Origin of the sequence: Asanoa siamensis (assembly GCF_016862555.1) — a bacterium.
In the GTDB taxonomy this organism is placed as follows: Bacteria; Actinomycetota; Actinomycetes; order Mycobacteriales; family Micromonosporaceae; genus Asanoa; species Asanoa siamensis.
The window spans coordinates 153,767-169,416 of the sequence record NZ_BONE01000003.1; the positions used below are offsets into that span (position 1 = coordinate 153,767).

The following is a 15,650-nucleotide window of genomic DNA, read 5'->3' on the forward strand; positions in this document are numbered from 1 at the left end:
GCTGTCATTCGGGGCCGACGATGCCTTCCGCCCGCGCCCAGCGCAGCAGCGCCGCCTCGGCCTCGTCGCGGTCCAGCGGGCCGTGCTCCAGCCGCTGGTCCTTGAGGAAGCGCCAGGCCCGGCCGACGACCGGCCCCGGCGGCACGCCGAGCAGCTCCATGATCGCGTTGCCGTCGAGGTCGGGCCGGACCCGGGCGAGGTCCTCCTCGGCCGCGATCCGGGCGATCCGCTCCTCCAGCGCGTCGTAGTCGGCGGCGAGTTGGGCCGCCTTGCGCCGGTTGCGGGTGGTCACGTCGGATCGGGTCAGTTTGTGCAGGCGGGACAGCAGCGGCCCGGCGTCGGTGACGTAGCGGCGCACCGCGGAGTCGGTCCACTCGCCCCGCCCGTACCCGTAGAACCGCAGGTGCAGCGCGACCAGTTCGACGACCTCGGCGGTGACGTCCTTGGGGTAGCGCATGGCCTTCATCCGCGCCTTGGTCATCCGCGCGCCGACCACCTCGTGGTGGTGGAAGCTGACCCGGCCGTCGGGGGAGACCGCCTTGGTGGCCGGCTTGCCGATGTCGTGCATGAGCGCGGCCATCCGCAGCGGGAAGTCGGGCCCGTCGGGACCTTCGAGGCGTACGGCGTTGGCAACCACGATCAGCGTGTGCTCGTAGACGTCCTTGTGCTGCGCGTGCTCGTCGATCTCGAGCTTGAGCCCGGACAGCTCCGGCATGAACCGGTCGGCGAGCCCGGTGTCGACCAGCAGCCGCAGGCCGGTGACCGGGTCGGCGCCGCTGAGCAGCTTGGTGAACTCGTCGCGGATCCGCTCGGCGGTGATCCGGTCGAGGTCGGCGGCCATCGCGGACATCGCCGCGCGTACGCCCGGATCGACCGCGAACCGCAACTGCGCCGCGAACCGGGCGGCCCGGAGCATCCGCAGCGGGTCGTCGCCGAACGACTCCTCCGGCGTCCCGGGCGTGCGGATGACCTGGTTGGCCAGGTCGTCGAGGCCGCCGTAGGCGTCGGTGAAGACGTGGTCGGGGAGGCTGACCGCCATCGCGTTGACGGTGAAGTCGCGGCGGCGGAGGTCCTCGCCGAGCGACGAGCCGTACTGGACGGTGGGGTTGCGGCTGACGCCGTCGTACACGTCCGCCCGGAATGTGGTGATCTCGAGGCGCAGGCCGTCGCGCTGGGCGCCGATCGTGCCGAACTCGCGGCCGGTCTCCCAGGTCGCCTCCGCCCAGCCCTTGAGCAGGGCGAGCGTCTGGTCGGGGTGGGCGTCGGTCGCGAAGTCGAGGTCGTCGCCGAGCCGGCCGAGCAGCGCGTCACGCACCGAACCGCCGACCAGGTGCAGCTCGTGGCCTGCCTTGGCGAACCGGCGGCCGAGCTCGTCGGCGACCGGCGAAACCCGCAGCAACTCCGCGACGGCGGTGCGCTGAGCCTGGGTGAGGCGGCTGGGAGAGGATGTTCCGGACATGGGACCGCCAGCCTATCTGTCTCTACGGGGCCGCCGGCTCCGCGGGGCGGACTTCAAAGGTTAGGGTCGGGCGTACGTGTTTCCCTCGTCTGGAGGTCCCGTGAGCAGCGGCCTTTACCGGAGCGCGAACTCGGCGCACGGCGGCGAGGGCATCATCCGGGCCGAACCGGTCGACATACCGCCGCCGGCGGCCCCACCGGCGATCGAGTCCGCTGACGGTGGCAGTGCCGCCGGCAACAGCGCGATCATGGCTGTCGGCAGCCTGGTCAGCCGGGGCACGGGCTTCCTACGCACCCTGGTCATCACGGCGGCGCTGGGTGCCGCGGTCGGCGACGCGTACACCACCGCGCAGATCCTGCCCGGCATGGTGTTCGAGTTCCTGATGGGCGGCGTGCTGACCAGCGTGCTGATCCCGGTGCTCGTCCGCCGCCGCGACACCGACCGGGACCGCGGCGAGCTCTACACCCAGCGGCTGCTGAGCCTGGTGGTCCTCGCGCTGTTCGTCGCGACCGTCCTCGCGCTGCTCGCGGCGCCGCTGCTGACCCTCCTCTACGTCGACGGCTCCACGTCCGCCGACGACCGCAACCTGATCAACGTGCTGGCGCTGCTGATGCTGCCGATGATCTTCTTCAGCGGGCTGTCCGCGCTGATGAGCGCGATCCTCAACGTGCGCGGTCACTTCGCCGCCCCGATGTTCACCCCGATCCTCAACAACGTCATCGTGATCGCGTCGTTCGGGCTGTTCATCGCGCTGTACGGGGCCCGCGAGGAGCTGGTCTCGGGCGACATGAGCGCCAGCATGATCCTGCTCGTCGGCGGCGGCACGCTGCTCGGGATCATCGTCCAGGTCGCCGGCCTCATCCCGGCGCTGCGCAAGGTGGGTTTCCACTACCGGTGGCGCGGCCAGTGGCGGGAGCTGGGTCTGCGCGAGCTGGCCCGGCTCGGCGGCTGGATGTTCTGCTACGTCGCGGTCAGCCAGCTCGGCCTGATCGTCGTCTTCAAGCTGGCGCTCGCGGCGAGCGCCGCGGGCGACCCCGGTCCACTGATCTACAACAACGTCTTCCTGCTGGTGATGACCGCCCACGGGATCATCGCCGTCTCGATCATCACCGCGCTGCTGCCACGGATGAGCGCGGCGGCCGCCGAGGGCCGGTTCGACGACTTCGCGGACGACGTTTCACGTGGAACACGCACGGTGACCGCGGTGCTGGCGCCGATCGCGGTCTGTTACGCGGTACTCGCGCAGCCGATCTCGGTCGTGCTCTTCCGCTACGGCGCGTTCACCGAGGACAACGCGTCCGACACCAGCGTCGTGCTGGTCACGGGTGCGCTCGCGCTGGTGCCGTTCGCGATCAGCCAGCTCTATACGTTCGCGTTCTACGCCCTGCCCGACACCCGTACGCCGGCGCTGGTCAACATCCCGGTCGTCGCACTGCGGGTGGTCGTACAAGTGGGGCTCTTCCTGGCCCTGTCCACGTCGGCCGTGGCGGCCGGGCTGATGTTCGGCAACGCGGTCTCCTACGTGGCCGCGGCGATCGTCTTCGCGATGCTGCTGCGCCGCCGGATCGGCCCGATCGGCGCCGGCCGGATCATGATGACCTTCGGCAAGGTGCTGGTGGCCGCGCTCGGCTCGGTGCTGGTCGGCTACCTGGTGCTGTTCCTGCTGCCCGACGGTGACTCGGCGGACCGGCTGATCGCCATCACCCGGCTCGTGGTCGGCGGCGCGGTCATCTGCCTGACCTATCTGGCGCTCGCGATGGCACTGCGGATCACCGAGGTGACCAGTGTGGTCGGCATGGTCCGGCGGCGGCTGGGGCTTGCTCGCTAGCAGGTCAGAGCGGCGCGCCGAATAACAAATCGTACGTTTTTCGGGTTCTCATCATGTCGCTGCAAAGGCTGATTTGACGGCGTTTACGGTGCTCACGGCCCGGTGTCCATCCCCGGTAACGGGTGAAGATGGCCTGTGGAGGTGTGGTCAGTGCCAGGTAAGGTCGCTCCCGACAGATGCGCCGAGCCCCTACGCTATTGAGGTGGCGCCGCCCTGCACACGGGGCGCAGCGCGCTGCCCGGGTGACTGCGAGACGGCGAGCGAGTCAGCATGGCGAGCGAAAATAGCACCGAAGGAGGACCGGTGACCCAGGTCGGCGAGGGCCAGGAGGCCGAAGAGGCCACACCTCCCGTGCTGACCGTCGGTGCACCGCGTGTCGGCGAGGTGCTCGCTGAGCGCTACGAGCTGGCCGAGCACATCAACGACGACGCCGCCGGCCGCCAGGTCTGGCAGGGCGTCGACGTGGTGCTGCGACGGCCGGTCGCGGTCGTCCTGCGCTATCCGGGCGGCGACTCCGCCCAGGAGATGCTGCAGGCCGCGGTGACGGCCAGCCGGGTCATCCACCCCAACCTCGCGGGCGTGTACGACGCGATCGACGAGGACACGCGCGCCTACGTCGTACGCGAGTGGATCTCCGGTGAGGCGCTCCGCGAGCTGGTCGTCGACGGCCCGCTCGACGCCGAGCGCGCCACCTCCATCGCCCACGCCGTGGCCAGCGCGGTGGCCGCCGTGCACGCCACCGGCATGGTGCACGGCAACGTCCACCCCGGCACGGTGATGGTCGCCGACGACGGCCGGGTCGTGCTGGCCGACGCCCGCGCGACCGACGGCGACACGCCCGACACCGACGTCCGGGCCATCGGCGGCATCCTCTACTTCGCGCTGACCGGGCACTGGCCGCACGCCGAGGTCGGCCCCTCGTCGCTGCCCGACGCCGTACGCGACGGCTCCGGCGCGATCGCGGCGCCACGGATGGTGCGGGCCGGCGTGCCCGCGTACCTCGACGACCTGACCATGGACCTGATCGACGACCGGCTGGCGCTGCCGTCGGCCGACGTGCTGGCGGCCGAACTCGACCGGCTCGACGTCGCCGCCGACGAGCCGTTCATGGTCGAGGCCGGTCCGCTGCGCTTCTCCGCGGTCGAGGAGGGCCTGCCCGAGCAGCCCCTGGCCACCCGGCGCAAGCTCGTGATCGGCGTGGCCAGCCTGCTCGTCATCGCCACCGTCGGCCTGTTGCTGGGCATCAACGCGCTGGCCGACCGGGGCACCCCCGAGGACACGGCCGGCCCCGGCCCCGGCGTCGCCGCGACCACCACCGAGCAGCCGGGCGGCGACACTCCCGCGCCGGCCGCGCCGAAGCCTGTCGCGCTCACCCGCGACCAGGTGCGCATCGTCGACCCCGAAGGTGACCGCCGGGAGCTGGGCGACGCGCCGCTGATGGTCGACGGCAAGCGCGACACCGCCTGGGAGAGCGACACCTACAAGAACCTGCCGTTCGGCGACAAGTCCGGCATGGGCGTGCTGATCAAGTTCGCCGAGCCGATCGACGTCCGGTCGGTGCAGGTCAACCTGTCGGGCACCGGCGCCTCGGCCGAGCTGTTCAGCGGCCAGGGCGACACCGGCAGCACCGCGGCCGGCGACCGGAAGATCGTCACCGACTACAAGACCCGGATCGGCGAGCCGATCGAGAACCACGAGGCGACCACGCTGACCTTCCAGGGCTTCCCGGAAGACCAGAAGCACCAGTACCTCCTGGTCTGGTTCACCAAGCTGCCGACCACTTCGGAGGGCAAGATGCGGCTGGAGATCCAGGAGATCACGGTCCAGGCCCGCGGCTAGCTTCTTTCCGGGGAGCGCGCGGCTTGGCGTCGCGACGATAAGGTGCAGCCGTGACCGCCGGCCGGCGCGACCATGCCGACCCCGAGCCCCTCGACGTCCCCGACGACGAGGCGCTGCTGCGCGCCCATGTGGGCGGCGATCCCGAGGCGTTCGCCGAGCTGTTCCGCCGTCACCGCGACCGGCTCTGGGCCGTCGCGCTGCGCACCCTGGGCGACCGGGAGGACGCGGCCGACGCGCTGCAGGACGCGCTGCTGTCGGCCCATCGGGCGGCGCCCAGGTTCCGCGGTGACTCGGCCGTGACCACCTGGCTGCACCGCATCGTCGTGAACTCCTGTCTGGACCGGATCCGCCGGCGCCAGGCGCACCCGACCGTGCCGCTGCCCGACGGCAGCACGGACCCCGACCGGCCGAGCGGCGTCGAGCCCGCGGCGCCGGCCACCGACCACGACACGGCGCTGGTGGTCCGGCAGGCACTGGCCCGGTTGCCGGAGGACCAGCGGGCGGCGCTGGTGCTGGTGGACCTGCAGGGCTATCCGGTGGCCGAGGCTGCCGTGCTGCTCGGCGTCGCGGAGGGCACGGTCAAGAGCCGGTGCTCCCGGGGCCGGGCCAGGCTGGCGATGCTGCTGGGTCACCTGAAACCCGGGCCGACCGCCGCCGGCGTGCCGACCCCCACGGCACGGAACCGCCCGCCCGGCGGTGACGTCCGATCAGTGTCGGGCGGCCGGGTGGCCGACAACAGCGGGGAGGGGGTGTCATGAGCGAGGTCGACTACGACCTGCTGGCCGATTATGTCGGCGGAGCGCTCACGGGCACGCCCGACTCGGATCGGGTCGCCGAGCTGGTGGCCACCGATCCTGACTGGGCCGCGGAGCACGGGTTGCTGGTCGCCGCCTTGGCGGTGACCGCGGACGATCTGGCGGTGTTCGCAGAGCTGACGGCGGAGCCGATGCCCGCCGATGTGACCGAGCGGCTGCTGGCCGCATTGCCGGGCGCGGTCTCCGGTTCGGACCGTGCTTCGGCCTCCTTGGCGGACCACGCCTCCGGTTGGGCCGCGACTTCCGCTTCCGCCTCGGACGTTGCTTCCGTCTCTGCGGCTGACCATGCCTCCGACCCTGCGGCTTCCACTTCGGCCTCCGCCTCGGATCCGGCTTCGGACGCAGGCCACGGCTCGGAGGCGGTTGCGGCCTCCGACTCGGACGCTGCTTCAGCATCCGCCGCCGCCTCCGCTTCGGAGCGGGCTTCCGCCTCCGCGGCCGACCACGCGTCGGGTTCCTCTGCGCGATTCCCTGCGGAAACCGTTGCTGGGCCGGCTCGGGGCAACCGGGCCCCTCGGCAGCGGCCGGGCGGGGCCGCCGGGCGGCCGCCCGCGCGACCGGGTGATGCGGGTCGGCGTCGGCACCGGTGGCTGACCTGGGCCGCGCCCACCGTCGTCGCGATCGCGATGCTCGCGTTCGCCGGCGTGTGGATCAGCCAGTCCGTCGGCACCGGCCTCACCAACGCCGAGTCCGGCGCCGCCGACACCGCGGCCCAGGCGCCGGCGGTGGGCGGCGATGTGCGGTCCGTGCCGCGGCAGACCAGTGGGCGCGACTACACCTCCGGTGACATCGCCGGTGGCCCCGGCGCCGCCAGCCGGTCGTCGGTGTCCTCGAAGCCGGCCGCGCCCTTCGCCACGGAGGAGGGGGGGCAGAACATGGCCACCGACGGTGCCGCGGTCGCGCCCGAGTTGCTGCGGCTCAGCGGCGCGGCGGCGCTCGACCTCTGCGTCGACGCGATCCAACGCGCGCACGGCCAAGGGCCGATCACGGTGGACGTCGCCGACTTCGCCGCGTACGACGGCCGCCCCGCTCTTGTGGTGTTCTTCACCGACTCCGCCGGGGGACGCTGGGGTTGGGTCGTCGGCCCCGATTGCGGACCGGGCGGCACAGACGAGCTGTTCCGGTCCCGGGTAGCGTGATAGGCAACAGCCCCGGACAGACCGGACGCGCGGCGTGAGGTTGTCCACCCACGGGAATCCTCGGCTCGTACCATGACGTTCTTCCAGGTGCGAGGAACGCCATAACTTCGGGAGACGGCAGTGGACGAGGTCCGCAATCTGATCATCATCGGCTCCGGTCCGGCCGGTTACACGGCCGCGGTCTACGCCGCCCGGGCCAACCTGAACCCCCTCGTGATCGAGGGTGTGCAGTCAGGTGGCGCGCTGATGACCACCACGGAGGTGGAAAACTTCCCCGGGTTCCCCGACGGCATCCTCGGCCCCGAGCTGATGGACGCGATGCGCAAGCAGGCCGAGCGGTTCGGTGCCGAGTTCCTCACCGACGACGTGACCCGCGTCGAGCTCGTCGACAGCGGCCAGCTCGGCTCCGACGTGACCCAGGCGGTCTACGTCGGTGAGACCGTCTACCGCGCCAAGGCGGTCATCCTCTCCACCGGTTCCGCTTGGCGGCCGCTCAACGTGCCGGGCGAGCAGGAATACCTCGGCCACGGCGTCTCGTCCTGTGCCACCTGTGACGGCTTCTTCTTCCGCGGCCAGGACATCGTGGTCGTCGGCGGCGGCGACTCCGCCATGGAGGAGGCGACGTTCCTGACCCGGTTCGCCGCCAACGTGACGATCATCCACCGCCGGGACGAGTTCCGGGCGAGCAAGATCATGGCGCAGCGGGCGCTCAGCAACCCGAAGATCAAGGTCGAGTGGAACTCGATCGTGACCGATATCCTCGGCGAGGACGGCAAGGTCACCGGCGTGAAGCTGCACAACACGCACAACGGCGAGGCCAAGGAGCTGGCGGTCGCCGGCGTGTTCGTGGCCATCGGTCACGACCCGCGCAGCGAGCTGTTCCGCGGCCAGGTCGACATGGACGAGAACGGCTACGTCAAGGTGAGCGCGCCGACCACCCACACGAGCCTGCCGGGCGTGTTCGCGGCCGGTGACCTGGTCGACCACACCTACCGGCAGGCGATCACGGCCGCCGGCACCGGCACGTCGGCGGCCCTCGACGCCGAGCGGTTCATCGCGGCCCTCGAGGTCTGATCTTCTGCCGGGCGTGAGTCCGGACACGACATGCCGCCGGGGCTTCCCGGAAACTACATACTCGTTTCAGCCAACGTTGGCCCAGAGGAGGTTTTCAAGTGGGAGCGACCAAGTCGGTGACGGACGCCAACTTCGTCAACGATGTTCTGCAGGCGGACACGCCGGTGCTCGTCGACTTCTGGGCCGAGTGGTGCGCGCCCTGCCGCAAGGTCGAGCCACTGCTCGAGGAGATCGCCAACGAGATGGGCGACAAGGTTCGCATCGTCAAGCTCAACATCGACGAGAACCCGGAGACGGCCCGCGCGTACCGTGTGATGTCCGTGCCGACACTGACCGTGTTCAAGGGTGGCGAGCCCGTGCAGTCCGTGGCCGGCGCCCGCCCGAAGGGCGACCTGGTCAAGCTGATCGAGGCCGCGTTCTGATCCCTGCTTTCCCGCGACGCCCCCGCTTCCCACCGGATGCGGGGGCGTTGTCGTTGTCGCTCTCCCGATCCTTCCGGCCCTGGCCAGGCGGCCACGATAGGCTCCGGAAGCGCGCTTGCGTCACCCGTAGGAGGTAGTCCGTGCGAGTTGTCCGACGTGGCGACCGTGGGCCGGCGGTCACGGAGATCCGTGGCATCGTCGTCGGCCTCGGGTTGATGCCCGGCGCGCACGCCGCCACACCGGGTTCGGAGTTCGAGTCCAGCGACTTCGACGAGGCGACCGAGCAGGCGATCCGGGCGTTCCAGCAGAGCCGCGGCCTCAGCGTCGACGGCGCGGTCGGCGCGGAGACCTGGCGGGCGCTGGTCGCGGCGCGCTGGCGGCTCGGCTCACGCACGCTCTACCAGGCCATCCCCGACCCGCTGACCGGCGAGGACGTGCGGACACTGCAGGAACGACTGCTGGAGATGGGGTACGACGTCGGCCGCGCCGACAGCGTCTACGGCGCGCGCACCGCCCGGGCCGTGGCGCAGTTCCAGCGGGAGGTCGGGCTCGCTCCCGACGGGGCCTGCGGGCCGCAGACCATGCACGCGCTGCGCCGCCTCGGCCGCAAGGTCACCGGCGGGCGCCCGCAGTGGCTGCGCGAGTCCGACGCGTTCCGGCACTCCGGCCCCAACCTGGTCGGCAAGACGGTGATCGTCGACCCGGGCCACGGTGGTCCCGACCTGGGCGTGGTCGTCCCCGACGGGGCTTTGCGGTGGACCGAGTCGGAGCTCGCGTACGACATGGCGGCCCGGCTCGAGGGCCGGCTCGCCGCCGCCGGGATGCGGGTGCACCTGACCCGCGGGCCGGCGCCGACCGCGGAGCTGACCGACCTGGATCGGGCGCAACTCGCCAACGAGCTGGGCGGCGACCTGTTCATCTCGCTGCACATCGACGGCCACGCCAACCCGCTGGCGGACGGGGTGGCGACCTACCACTACGGCACCAACCACGGAGCGGCGTCGACGGTGGGCGAGCGGCTGGCGGGTCTGGTGCAGCGCGAGATCGTCGTGCGGACGGGCCTGCGCAACTGCCAGACCCACGCGAAGACCTGGGAACTGCTGCGCCTGACCAAAATGCCGGCGGTACGGGTGGAGGTCGGTTACCTGACCTCGCCGGACGACCGGGCGAAGCTGGTAGACCCGCGCTTCCGCGACCAGGTGGTCGAGGCGGTGGTGGCCGCGGTGCAGCGGATGTACTACCCGATCGACCAGGACGTGCCGACGGGCTCGATCGACGTGCGAGAGCTACGAGCGGCAATCGCCGCGGCGGCATCGGCCTGATCTTCGTTTGGCTGGGTTCGGTCGGTGCGTCTGATCACCGAGCGGCTGATACTGCGCCCACTACGCGTCGGCGACGAGAGCGATGTGTTGGCGTACCGCGGCCGGGCCGACGTGTGTCGCTACCTGGAGGAGTCGCCCTTCACCGCGGCGACGATCGGTCCGTTCGTGTCCGCACGGACGTCGGCGACCCGGATCGCGGGGGACGGCGACCGGGTCCTGCTCGCTGTCGAACTAGACGGCCGCGTGATCGGTGAGGTCCGGCTGAAGGTCGCATCGCTCCGGAACCGCTCCGGCGAGATCGGTTGGGTTTTCCACCCGGCCCACCACGGCCGGGGCTATGCGACGGAGGCCGCCCACTATCTGGTCGGGTTCGGTTTCGGGGAGCTGGGGCTGCATCGGGTGTGGGCTCAGGTGGATCGGCGCAACGTCGCTTCGGCGCGGGTCTGCGAACGGCTCGGCATGCGCCTGGAGGGGGTGCTGCGGGAGAGCCTTCGGCTGGACGGGGAGTGGGCTGATCAGGAGGTCTACGGGGTGCTCGAACGGGAGTGGCACCCCGACCCGGCGGCGTCTCCATCCCGGCCAGAACACCTAATCGCCGCGGACCGGCGGTCCGACTAGCGAAGTCGCGATACCTATTCACGCCCGCATCGATTGCGGCAGGCGGTGACCCTGCGCTCTGTGCGTCGGGGCCTTGATAGAACGGCGGTTCGAACCAGCCGAGCGCAGCGTTCAGATCCAGGCCCCGAGCGGGTCTGCTAGCCGGTGGCTCTTCGCTGGGTGGGCCGGTGGCGTTGATGATCGTTTGTGTGTCGCGGACCTGGCAGCGGAGCGAAGCGGAGCGGTGTCCGGCGGGAGCGACGGTCGTGCCCCCGGCGGACCCGGGACCGCTGCTGGATCTTGATCTTCGGCTTGGGTTGGCTTCGTTAGCTGTTGCTGGCTCGGGTGGCTGGGCGGACGGGCCGGAGGATGTTTTCCGGGCTCATCGAACCCAGGAGCTTTTCGAGGGCGTATTCGACGTCGGACTTCCAGCTCAGGGCCGTGCGCAGCTCCAGGCGGAGGCGCGGGTAGCGCGGGTGTGGACGAACCGTTTTGAAGCCGACGGAGAGGAAGAAATCGACCGGGGCCAGGCAACCCGGCTCCTCGGGGGCGTCGCCGAACTTCGCGTCGCCGAAGGCCTCTATCGCTTTGACGCCTCGCTTGATCAGGTCGCGGGCGACGCCCTGGACCAGCATGCGGCCTAGGCCGCCGCCGGCGAAGGCGGTGACCACGTGGGCGTTCATCAGGAGGGCCGCGTCGGCCGAGACCGGTGAGGTCGGGAAGGCCATCGAGCGGGGGGCGTAGGCCGGCGGCGCGAACATGACGAAGCCGGCCGGCATGCCGTCGACGTAGATCAGCTTGCCGCAGGAGCCCCATTCGAGGAGGGTCTGCGAGACCCAGGCCTCCTTCTCCAGGCCCGGATCGCCGGCGGCGCAGGCGCGCTCGGCCGAGACCGGGTCGAGTTCCCAGTAGACGCATTGCCGGCATGGGCGCGGCAGGTCTTCCAGGGTGTCGAGGGTCAAACTCACCAGACGACGAGACATCACAGAACCTCGAAAACCGCTCGTTTGCCAGTTCACGGTTATCGGAGCACGGTGGAGGTCGTGTTTGTCGCCCGCCTTGCCCGCCTTGCCCCCAACCAGCGATCGTACGCCGGAACGACGCAGGAGGGGAGAGGTCGGACATCGCGCGTTCGCGGTGTGACCTGCCGGGGGACCCCCGGGTTCCGCGATATGGACCGCCCTCCGGTAACCCGAAGGTGGGGGTCAGGGTCGCGGTCTAACATCAACCAACCAGCGATGCGTCCGAAGGCGAGGTAGGGCATGACCGGGACGACGCTTGACGACTATACCGACCGCTACGCGCGGCGGGTCCGCGGCATGACCGCGTCGGAGATCCGCGCTCTGTTCGCCGTCGCCAGCCGCCCGGAGGTCGTCTCGCTCGCTGGTGGGGCTCCCTACATCGCCGCTCTGCCGCTGGACGCGGTCGGCGAGATGCTCGGGAGCCTGGCTGCTGATCATGGTACGAGCACGCTGCAGTACGGGATCGGCCAAGGCACGCTCGAGTTGCGTGAGCGGATCTGCGAGGTGATGGCGCTCTCCGGCATCGACGCGGCCGCCGGCGCTTCGCCGGACGATGTGGTTGTCACCGTCGGGGGCCAGCAGGCCCTCGATCTCGTGTCGCGGCTGTTCCTCGACCCCGGTGACGTGGTGCTGGCCGAGGGGCCGACCTATGTCGGGGCGCTGGGTGCGTTCCAGTCCGCGCAGGCACAGGTCGTGCACGTCGCGATGGACTCCGACGGGCTGATTCCGGCCGCTCTGGAGGCCGCGATCGCGGAGGTGGCGCGGTCGGGGCGGCGGGCCAAGTTCCTCTACACGATCCCGAACTACCAGAACCCGGCCGGCGTTACGTTGAGCGATGCGCGGCGTGACGAGGTGCTCGACATCTGCTCGCGGGCGGGCCTGCTGGTGGTGGAGGACGACCCGTACGGCCAGCTGTCGTTCGACGGCGAGACGCCGTTGCCGCTGCGGGCCCGGCGGCGTGAAGGTGTGTTCTACCTTTCGACGTTCTCGAAGACGTTCGCGCCCGGGCTGCGGGTGGGGTGGATTCTCGCGCCGCACGCCGTGCGGGAGAAGCTGGTGATCGCGTCGGAGTCGCAGATCCTGTGCCCGAGCGCTTACGCCCAGGCGGCGGTGACGACCTACCTGTCGACGATGCCGTGGCGGGAGCAGATAAAGACCTACCGCGAGGTCTATCGGGAGCGGCGGGACGCGCTGCTCGAAGCCCTGACCGATCTGATGCCGCCGGGCACCACGTGGACCAGGCCGAACGGTGGCCTGTTCGTCTGGGCGACGTTGCCGCCGGGGCTCGACTCGAAGGCGATGATGCCGCGGGCGATCGCGGCGCGGGTGGCGTACGTGCCCGGCACCGGTTTCTATGCCGACGGCACCGGTGGCGGCAACATGCGGCTCAACTTCTCGTTCCCGACGCCCGAGCGGATCCGCGAGGGTGTGCGCCGGCTGGCCGGCGTGATGGAGCAGGACCTGGCGATGCGGCAGGTGTTCGGCGCGATCAGCGCGGTCGCCAGTCGCCGCCGTGGGCAAGCCGGAGCCGACACTCCGGGTCCCGACTTGGCATGATCTGACCCATGAGTACGACCGATCTGCGGGTTCTCGTCCTGGCTGGTGGCCTGTCCTACGAGCGGGATGTGTCGCTCAAGTCCGGCCGGCGGGTGATCGACGCCCTCCGCACCGCCGGGATCGACGCGCAACAGCGGGACGCGGACGTGTCGCTGCTGCCGGCGCTGCGCTCCGACCCGCCGGACGCGGTCGTGATCGCGCTGCATGGTGCGACCGGCGAGGACGGGTCGCTGCGGGGTGTGCTCGATCTGTGCGGGGTGCCGTACGTGGGGTGTGACGCGCGGTCGTCGCGGCTGGCGTGGGACAAGCCGTCGGCGAAGGCGGTGCTGCGGGAGCACGGGATTCCTACGCCGGACTGGGTGGCGTTGCCGCATGACCGGTTCTCGGAGCTCGGTGCGGTGGCGGTGCTGGAGCGGATCGCGTCGCGGTTGGGTCTGCCGTTGATGGTCAAGCCTGCGCAGGGTGGGTCCGGGCTCGGGGCTGCGGTGGTTCGTGACGAGAACGCGCTGCCGGCGGCGATGGTGGGTTGCTTCGCTTATGGCTCGACTGCGTTGGTGGAGCGGTACGTGACCGGGAAGGACATCGCGGTCACGGTGATCGACCTGGGCTCCGGGCCCTCAGCGTTGCCGGCGGTGGAGATCGTGCCGCGGAATGGGGTGTACGACTATGCGGCGCGGTATACGGCTGGGTTGACGACGTGGCATACGCCGGCGCGGCTGTCGCCGTCGGTGGCCGCGGCTGTCGCGGAGGTGGCCGTGGCGGCGCACAACGCTCTGGGTCTGCGCGACCTGTCCCGGGTCGATTTGATTGTCGACGAGTCGGGGGCGCCGCAGGTGTTGGAGGTCAACGTGGCGCCGGGGATGACCGAGACGTCGTTGATGCCGATGGCTATTCAGGCGGCGGGGTTGGACTTCGGGAAGGTGCTGGCGGAGATGGTGGCGCGGGCCGCGGGGCGGGCTGCGGCTTAGTCTTCTTGCGTCGCTTGGCCGAGTTGTCGCCGCATGGCGACGCGGGGCCAGCGGTCCAGGCCGTGTGCGGCCTCCCTCGTCTGGATGTCGCGTAGGCCTGGAGTGATCTCGTGGTCCTGCAGCGTTTCGAAGCCGCAGCGTTCGTAGTAGGGGGCGTTCCAGGGGACGTCCCTGAAGGTGGTGAGGGTGAGGGCTGGTTGGTTGGCCTCTCTTGCGGCTTCGGCCGCATGGTCGATCAGTTGCCGCCCGATGCCTTGGCGGGCGTGGTGGGGGTGGACGGTGATCTGCTCGAGGTGGAGGTTGCCGTCGACCGGGTCGGCGATGAGGTAGGCGACTGGGTGGTCGGTTGTGGTGACGGCGACCCAGGCGGTGTTGGCCTGGTGGTGTCGGGCTAGGTCGGCGAGGTCCGGCGGGTCGTCGTCAGCGATTTCTGGCATGCCGATGTCGCGGAACATCTCGCCGGCGGCGCGTTCGATGTTCTGCAGGGTGGGGAAGTCGTCTGGTCGCGCCCGGCGGATCAACACTCTTCCGATTCTGAAGGGTGCTCGTTTCACGTGAAACCAGAATGCCGGGCGGGGTTTGGGTGTGCGCCGGTGGCGTTGGTGGGTCGCGGCTGCTCGGGTGGGTGGGACGGTGTGTGGCTGGCATTGTTACGACCGCAGGCGTGTTCTGCTGTCCCATCGACGAGTCCACCGGCGGCTTTGCGGTCCCGCAGCGTCGGGGAGTGGTGAGTTCTTGGCGCGTCCATGCGGGGGCGTCGTGGTTGCTGGGTTCGCTGGCGGTGTGCGGTCGCGCGCGGGCAGGGGGCTTGGGCGGGTGCTGTCCGATCTCCAGCGCGCGGTAGCCCGGTGCTGCTCCGTACGTGCCCGCCGCCCGCGGCGACCAGGTGGTCTGGGCGGTTGTCCGGTCAGCAAAGGCCGTGACATCTAATGATTGCCATGTCGCGATGCATTGGGGCGCGCTTCGAAGTGGAGAGCGGCGACAAGCTCGAGCCAGGGTGCACGCTGCATGTGCTGCCTCCCTCCTCTTGGCCACACATGGTCGACACGAACAACCGGATCAGCGGCTTGACCCGCTGATCCGGTGAGACCTAACCGCAGCACTGTCCGACGGGGTCTTGGAACAGACGCGCTCGTCGTTCGAACAGTTACTGGCCGGCGCCCATCGTCGGCTTGCCGGACTCAGTCAGCACTACTTGGGCTGCGGCCTCGGCGCGAGGGCGCGAGGGCGCGAAGCCGACACGGCTGCGGCGCTAGCCCGTCGTCGCGTGGCGCCGGCGACGCGTGGCCGCGGCCCCGAACCAGTGGAGGCCACCGAGCCTAGCGTCGGCGCCCCCTGGGCCGGGCGAGCCGCGGCGGCGGAGGCGAGGCTGCGGAGGCGCTTCGTCTATCGACGCGACAAGGTAAACCGAGTTCGGCTGACGCCCACGGTGTGCCTCCACGTTGAGGCCTCTCCGACGCTGGCATTGGCCGGAGGCAAATGGATCGGCGACCAATCGAGGGCGCCCATAGCGCCGTCGGCGCCACACCCCCCAGGACAACACGACGAGCCGGCGCGACCCGGCGATCCAGCGAGGAGCGATGGAAGCGCAGCGACTGCACGCCACCG

The 15,650-nt window shown here is 70.6% G+C and carries 13 protein-coding genes; 10 read left to right on the forward strand and 3 right to left on the reverse strand.

Annotated elements, in window-relative coordinates; translation table 11 throughout:
• Positions 1-4: 4 nt before the first annotated feature.
• Positions 5-1,459: a CCA tRNA nucleotidyltransferase gene (locus tag Asi02nite_RS03405; RefSeq protein WP_203710629.1), complete on the reverse strand. Its 1,455-nt coding sequence runs from the start codon at positions 1,457-1,459 to the stop codon at positions 5-7.
• Between the two features lie 100 nt (positions 1,460-1,559).
• Between Asi02nite_RS03405 and murJ the strand changes: the two genes are divergently transcribed.
• The 8 genes from murJ to Asi02nite_RS03445 all read left to right on the forward strand — a co-directional run bounded on the left by murJ (position 1,560) and on the right by Asi02nite_RS03445 (position 10,516).
• Entirely contained in the window at positions 1,560-3,287 is a 1,728-nt protein-coding gene (murJ, locus tag Asi02nite_RS03410; protein WP_203710630.1) for a murein biosynthesis integral membrane protein MurJ, read from the forward strand.
• 270 nt (positions 3,288-3,557) lie between these two features.
• Positions 3,558-5,126 carry a protein kinase family protein gene (locus Asi02nite_RS03415; protein ID WP_203710631.1) on the forward strand — a complete coding sequence of 523 codons (1,569 nt, stop codon included), beginning with the start codon at positions 3,558-3,560 and terminating at the stop codon, positions 5,124-5,126.
• A gap of 50 nt (positions 5,127-5,176) precedes the next feature.
• Complete coding sequence (sigM, locus tag Asi02nite_RS03420) at positions 5,177-5,884, forward strand: RNA polymerase sigma factor SigM (RefSeq protein WP_203710632.1); 708 nt, start codon at positions 5,177-5,179, stop codon at positions 5,882-5,884.
• Positions 5,881-7,080 (forward strand): RsmA family anti-sigma factor, encoded by a 1,200-nt coding sequence (locus Asi02nite_RS03425; RefSeq protein WP_203710633.1) that lies wholly within the window; start codon positions 5,881-5,883, stop codon positions 7,078-7,080. The genes sigM and Asi02nite_RS03425 overlap by 4 nt, the downstream gene beginning before the upstream one ends.
• A 120-nt stretch (positions 7,081-7,200) precedes the next feature.
• Positions 7,201-8,154, forward strand: coding sequence for a thioredoxin-disulfide reductase (trxB, locus tag Asi02nite_RS03430; protein ID WP_203710634.1), 954 nt, complete (start codon positions 7,201-7,203; stop codon positions 8,152-8,154).
• 98 nt (positions 8,155-8,252) lie between these two features.
• A complete protein-coding gene (trxA, locus tag Asi02nite_RS03435; RefSeq protein ID WP_203702045.1) occupies positions 8,253-8,576 on the forward strand; it encodes a thioredoxin in 324 nt (107 codons plus the stop codon).
• A gap of 140 nt (positions 8,577-8,716) precedes the next feature.
• A complete protein-coding gene (locus Asi02nite_RS03440) occupies positions 8,717-9,898 on the forward strand; it encodes an N-acetylmuramoyl-L-alanine amidase (protein ID WP_203710635.1) in 1,182 nt (393 codons plus the stop codon).
• A gap of 24 nt (positions 9,899-9,922) precedes the next feature.
• Positions 9,923-10,516: a GNAT family N-acetyltransferase gene (locus Asi02nite_RS03445; RefSeq protein ID WP_203710636.1), complete on the forward strand. Its 594-nt coding sequence runs from the start codon at positions 9,923-9,925 to the stop codon at positions 10,514-10,516.
• A 305-nt stretch (positions 10,517-10,821) separates the two neighbouring features.
• Here Asi02nite_RS03445 and Asi02nite_RS03450 read toward each other — a convergent pair whose 3' ends face one another.
• Entirely contained in the window at positions 10,822-11,478 is a 657-nt protein-coding gene (locus Asi02nite_RS03450) for a GNAT family N-acetyltransferase (RefSeq protein WP_203710693.1), read from the reverse strand.
• 279 nt (positions 11,479-11,757) lie between these two features.
• On the opposite strand from Asi02nite_RS03450, the gene Asi02nite_RS03455 reads away from it, so the two are divergent.
• The gene (locus Asi02nite_RS03455) at positions 11,758-13,074 is read left to right on the forward strand and encodes an aminotransferase-like domain-containing protein (RefSeq protein ID WP_203710637.1); all 1,317 of its coding nucleotides are present in this window, start codon (positions 11,758-11,760) and stop codon (positions 13,072-13,074) included.
• 8 nt (positions 13,075-13,082) lie between these two features.
• Positions 13,083-14,042, forward strand: a complete 960-nt coding sequence (locus Asi02nite_RS03460) for a D-alanine--D-alanine ligase family protein (protein ID WP_203710638.1) — start codon at positions 13,083-13,085, stop codon at positions 14,040-14,042.
• Here the strand turns inward: Asi02nite_RS03460 and Asi02nite_RS03465 are convergent.
• Positions 14,039-14,566, reverse strand: coding sequence for a GNAT family N-acetyltransferase (locus Asi02nite_RS03465; protein ID WP_239126435.1), 528 nt, complete (start codon positions 14,564-14,566; stop codon positions 14,039-14,041). The genes Asi02nite_RS03460 and Asi02nite_RS03465 overlap by 4 nt on opposite strands.
• Positions 14,567-15,650: the final 1,084 nt, after the last annotated feature.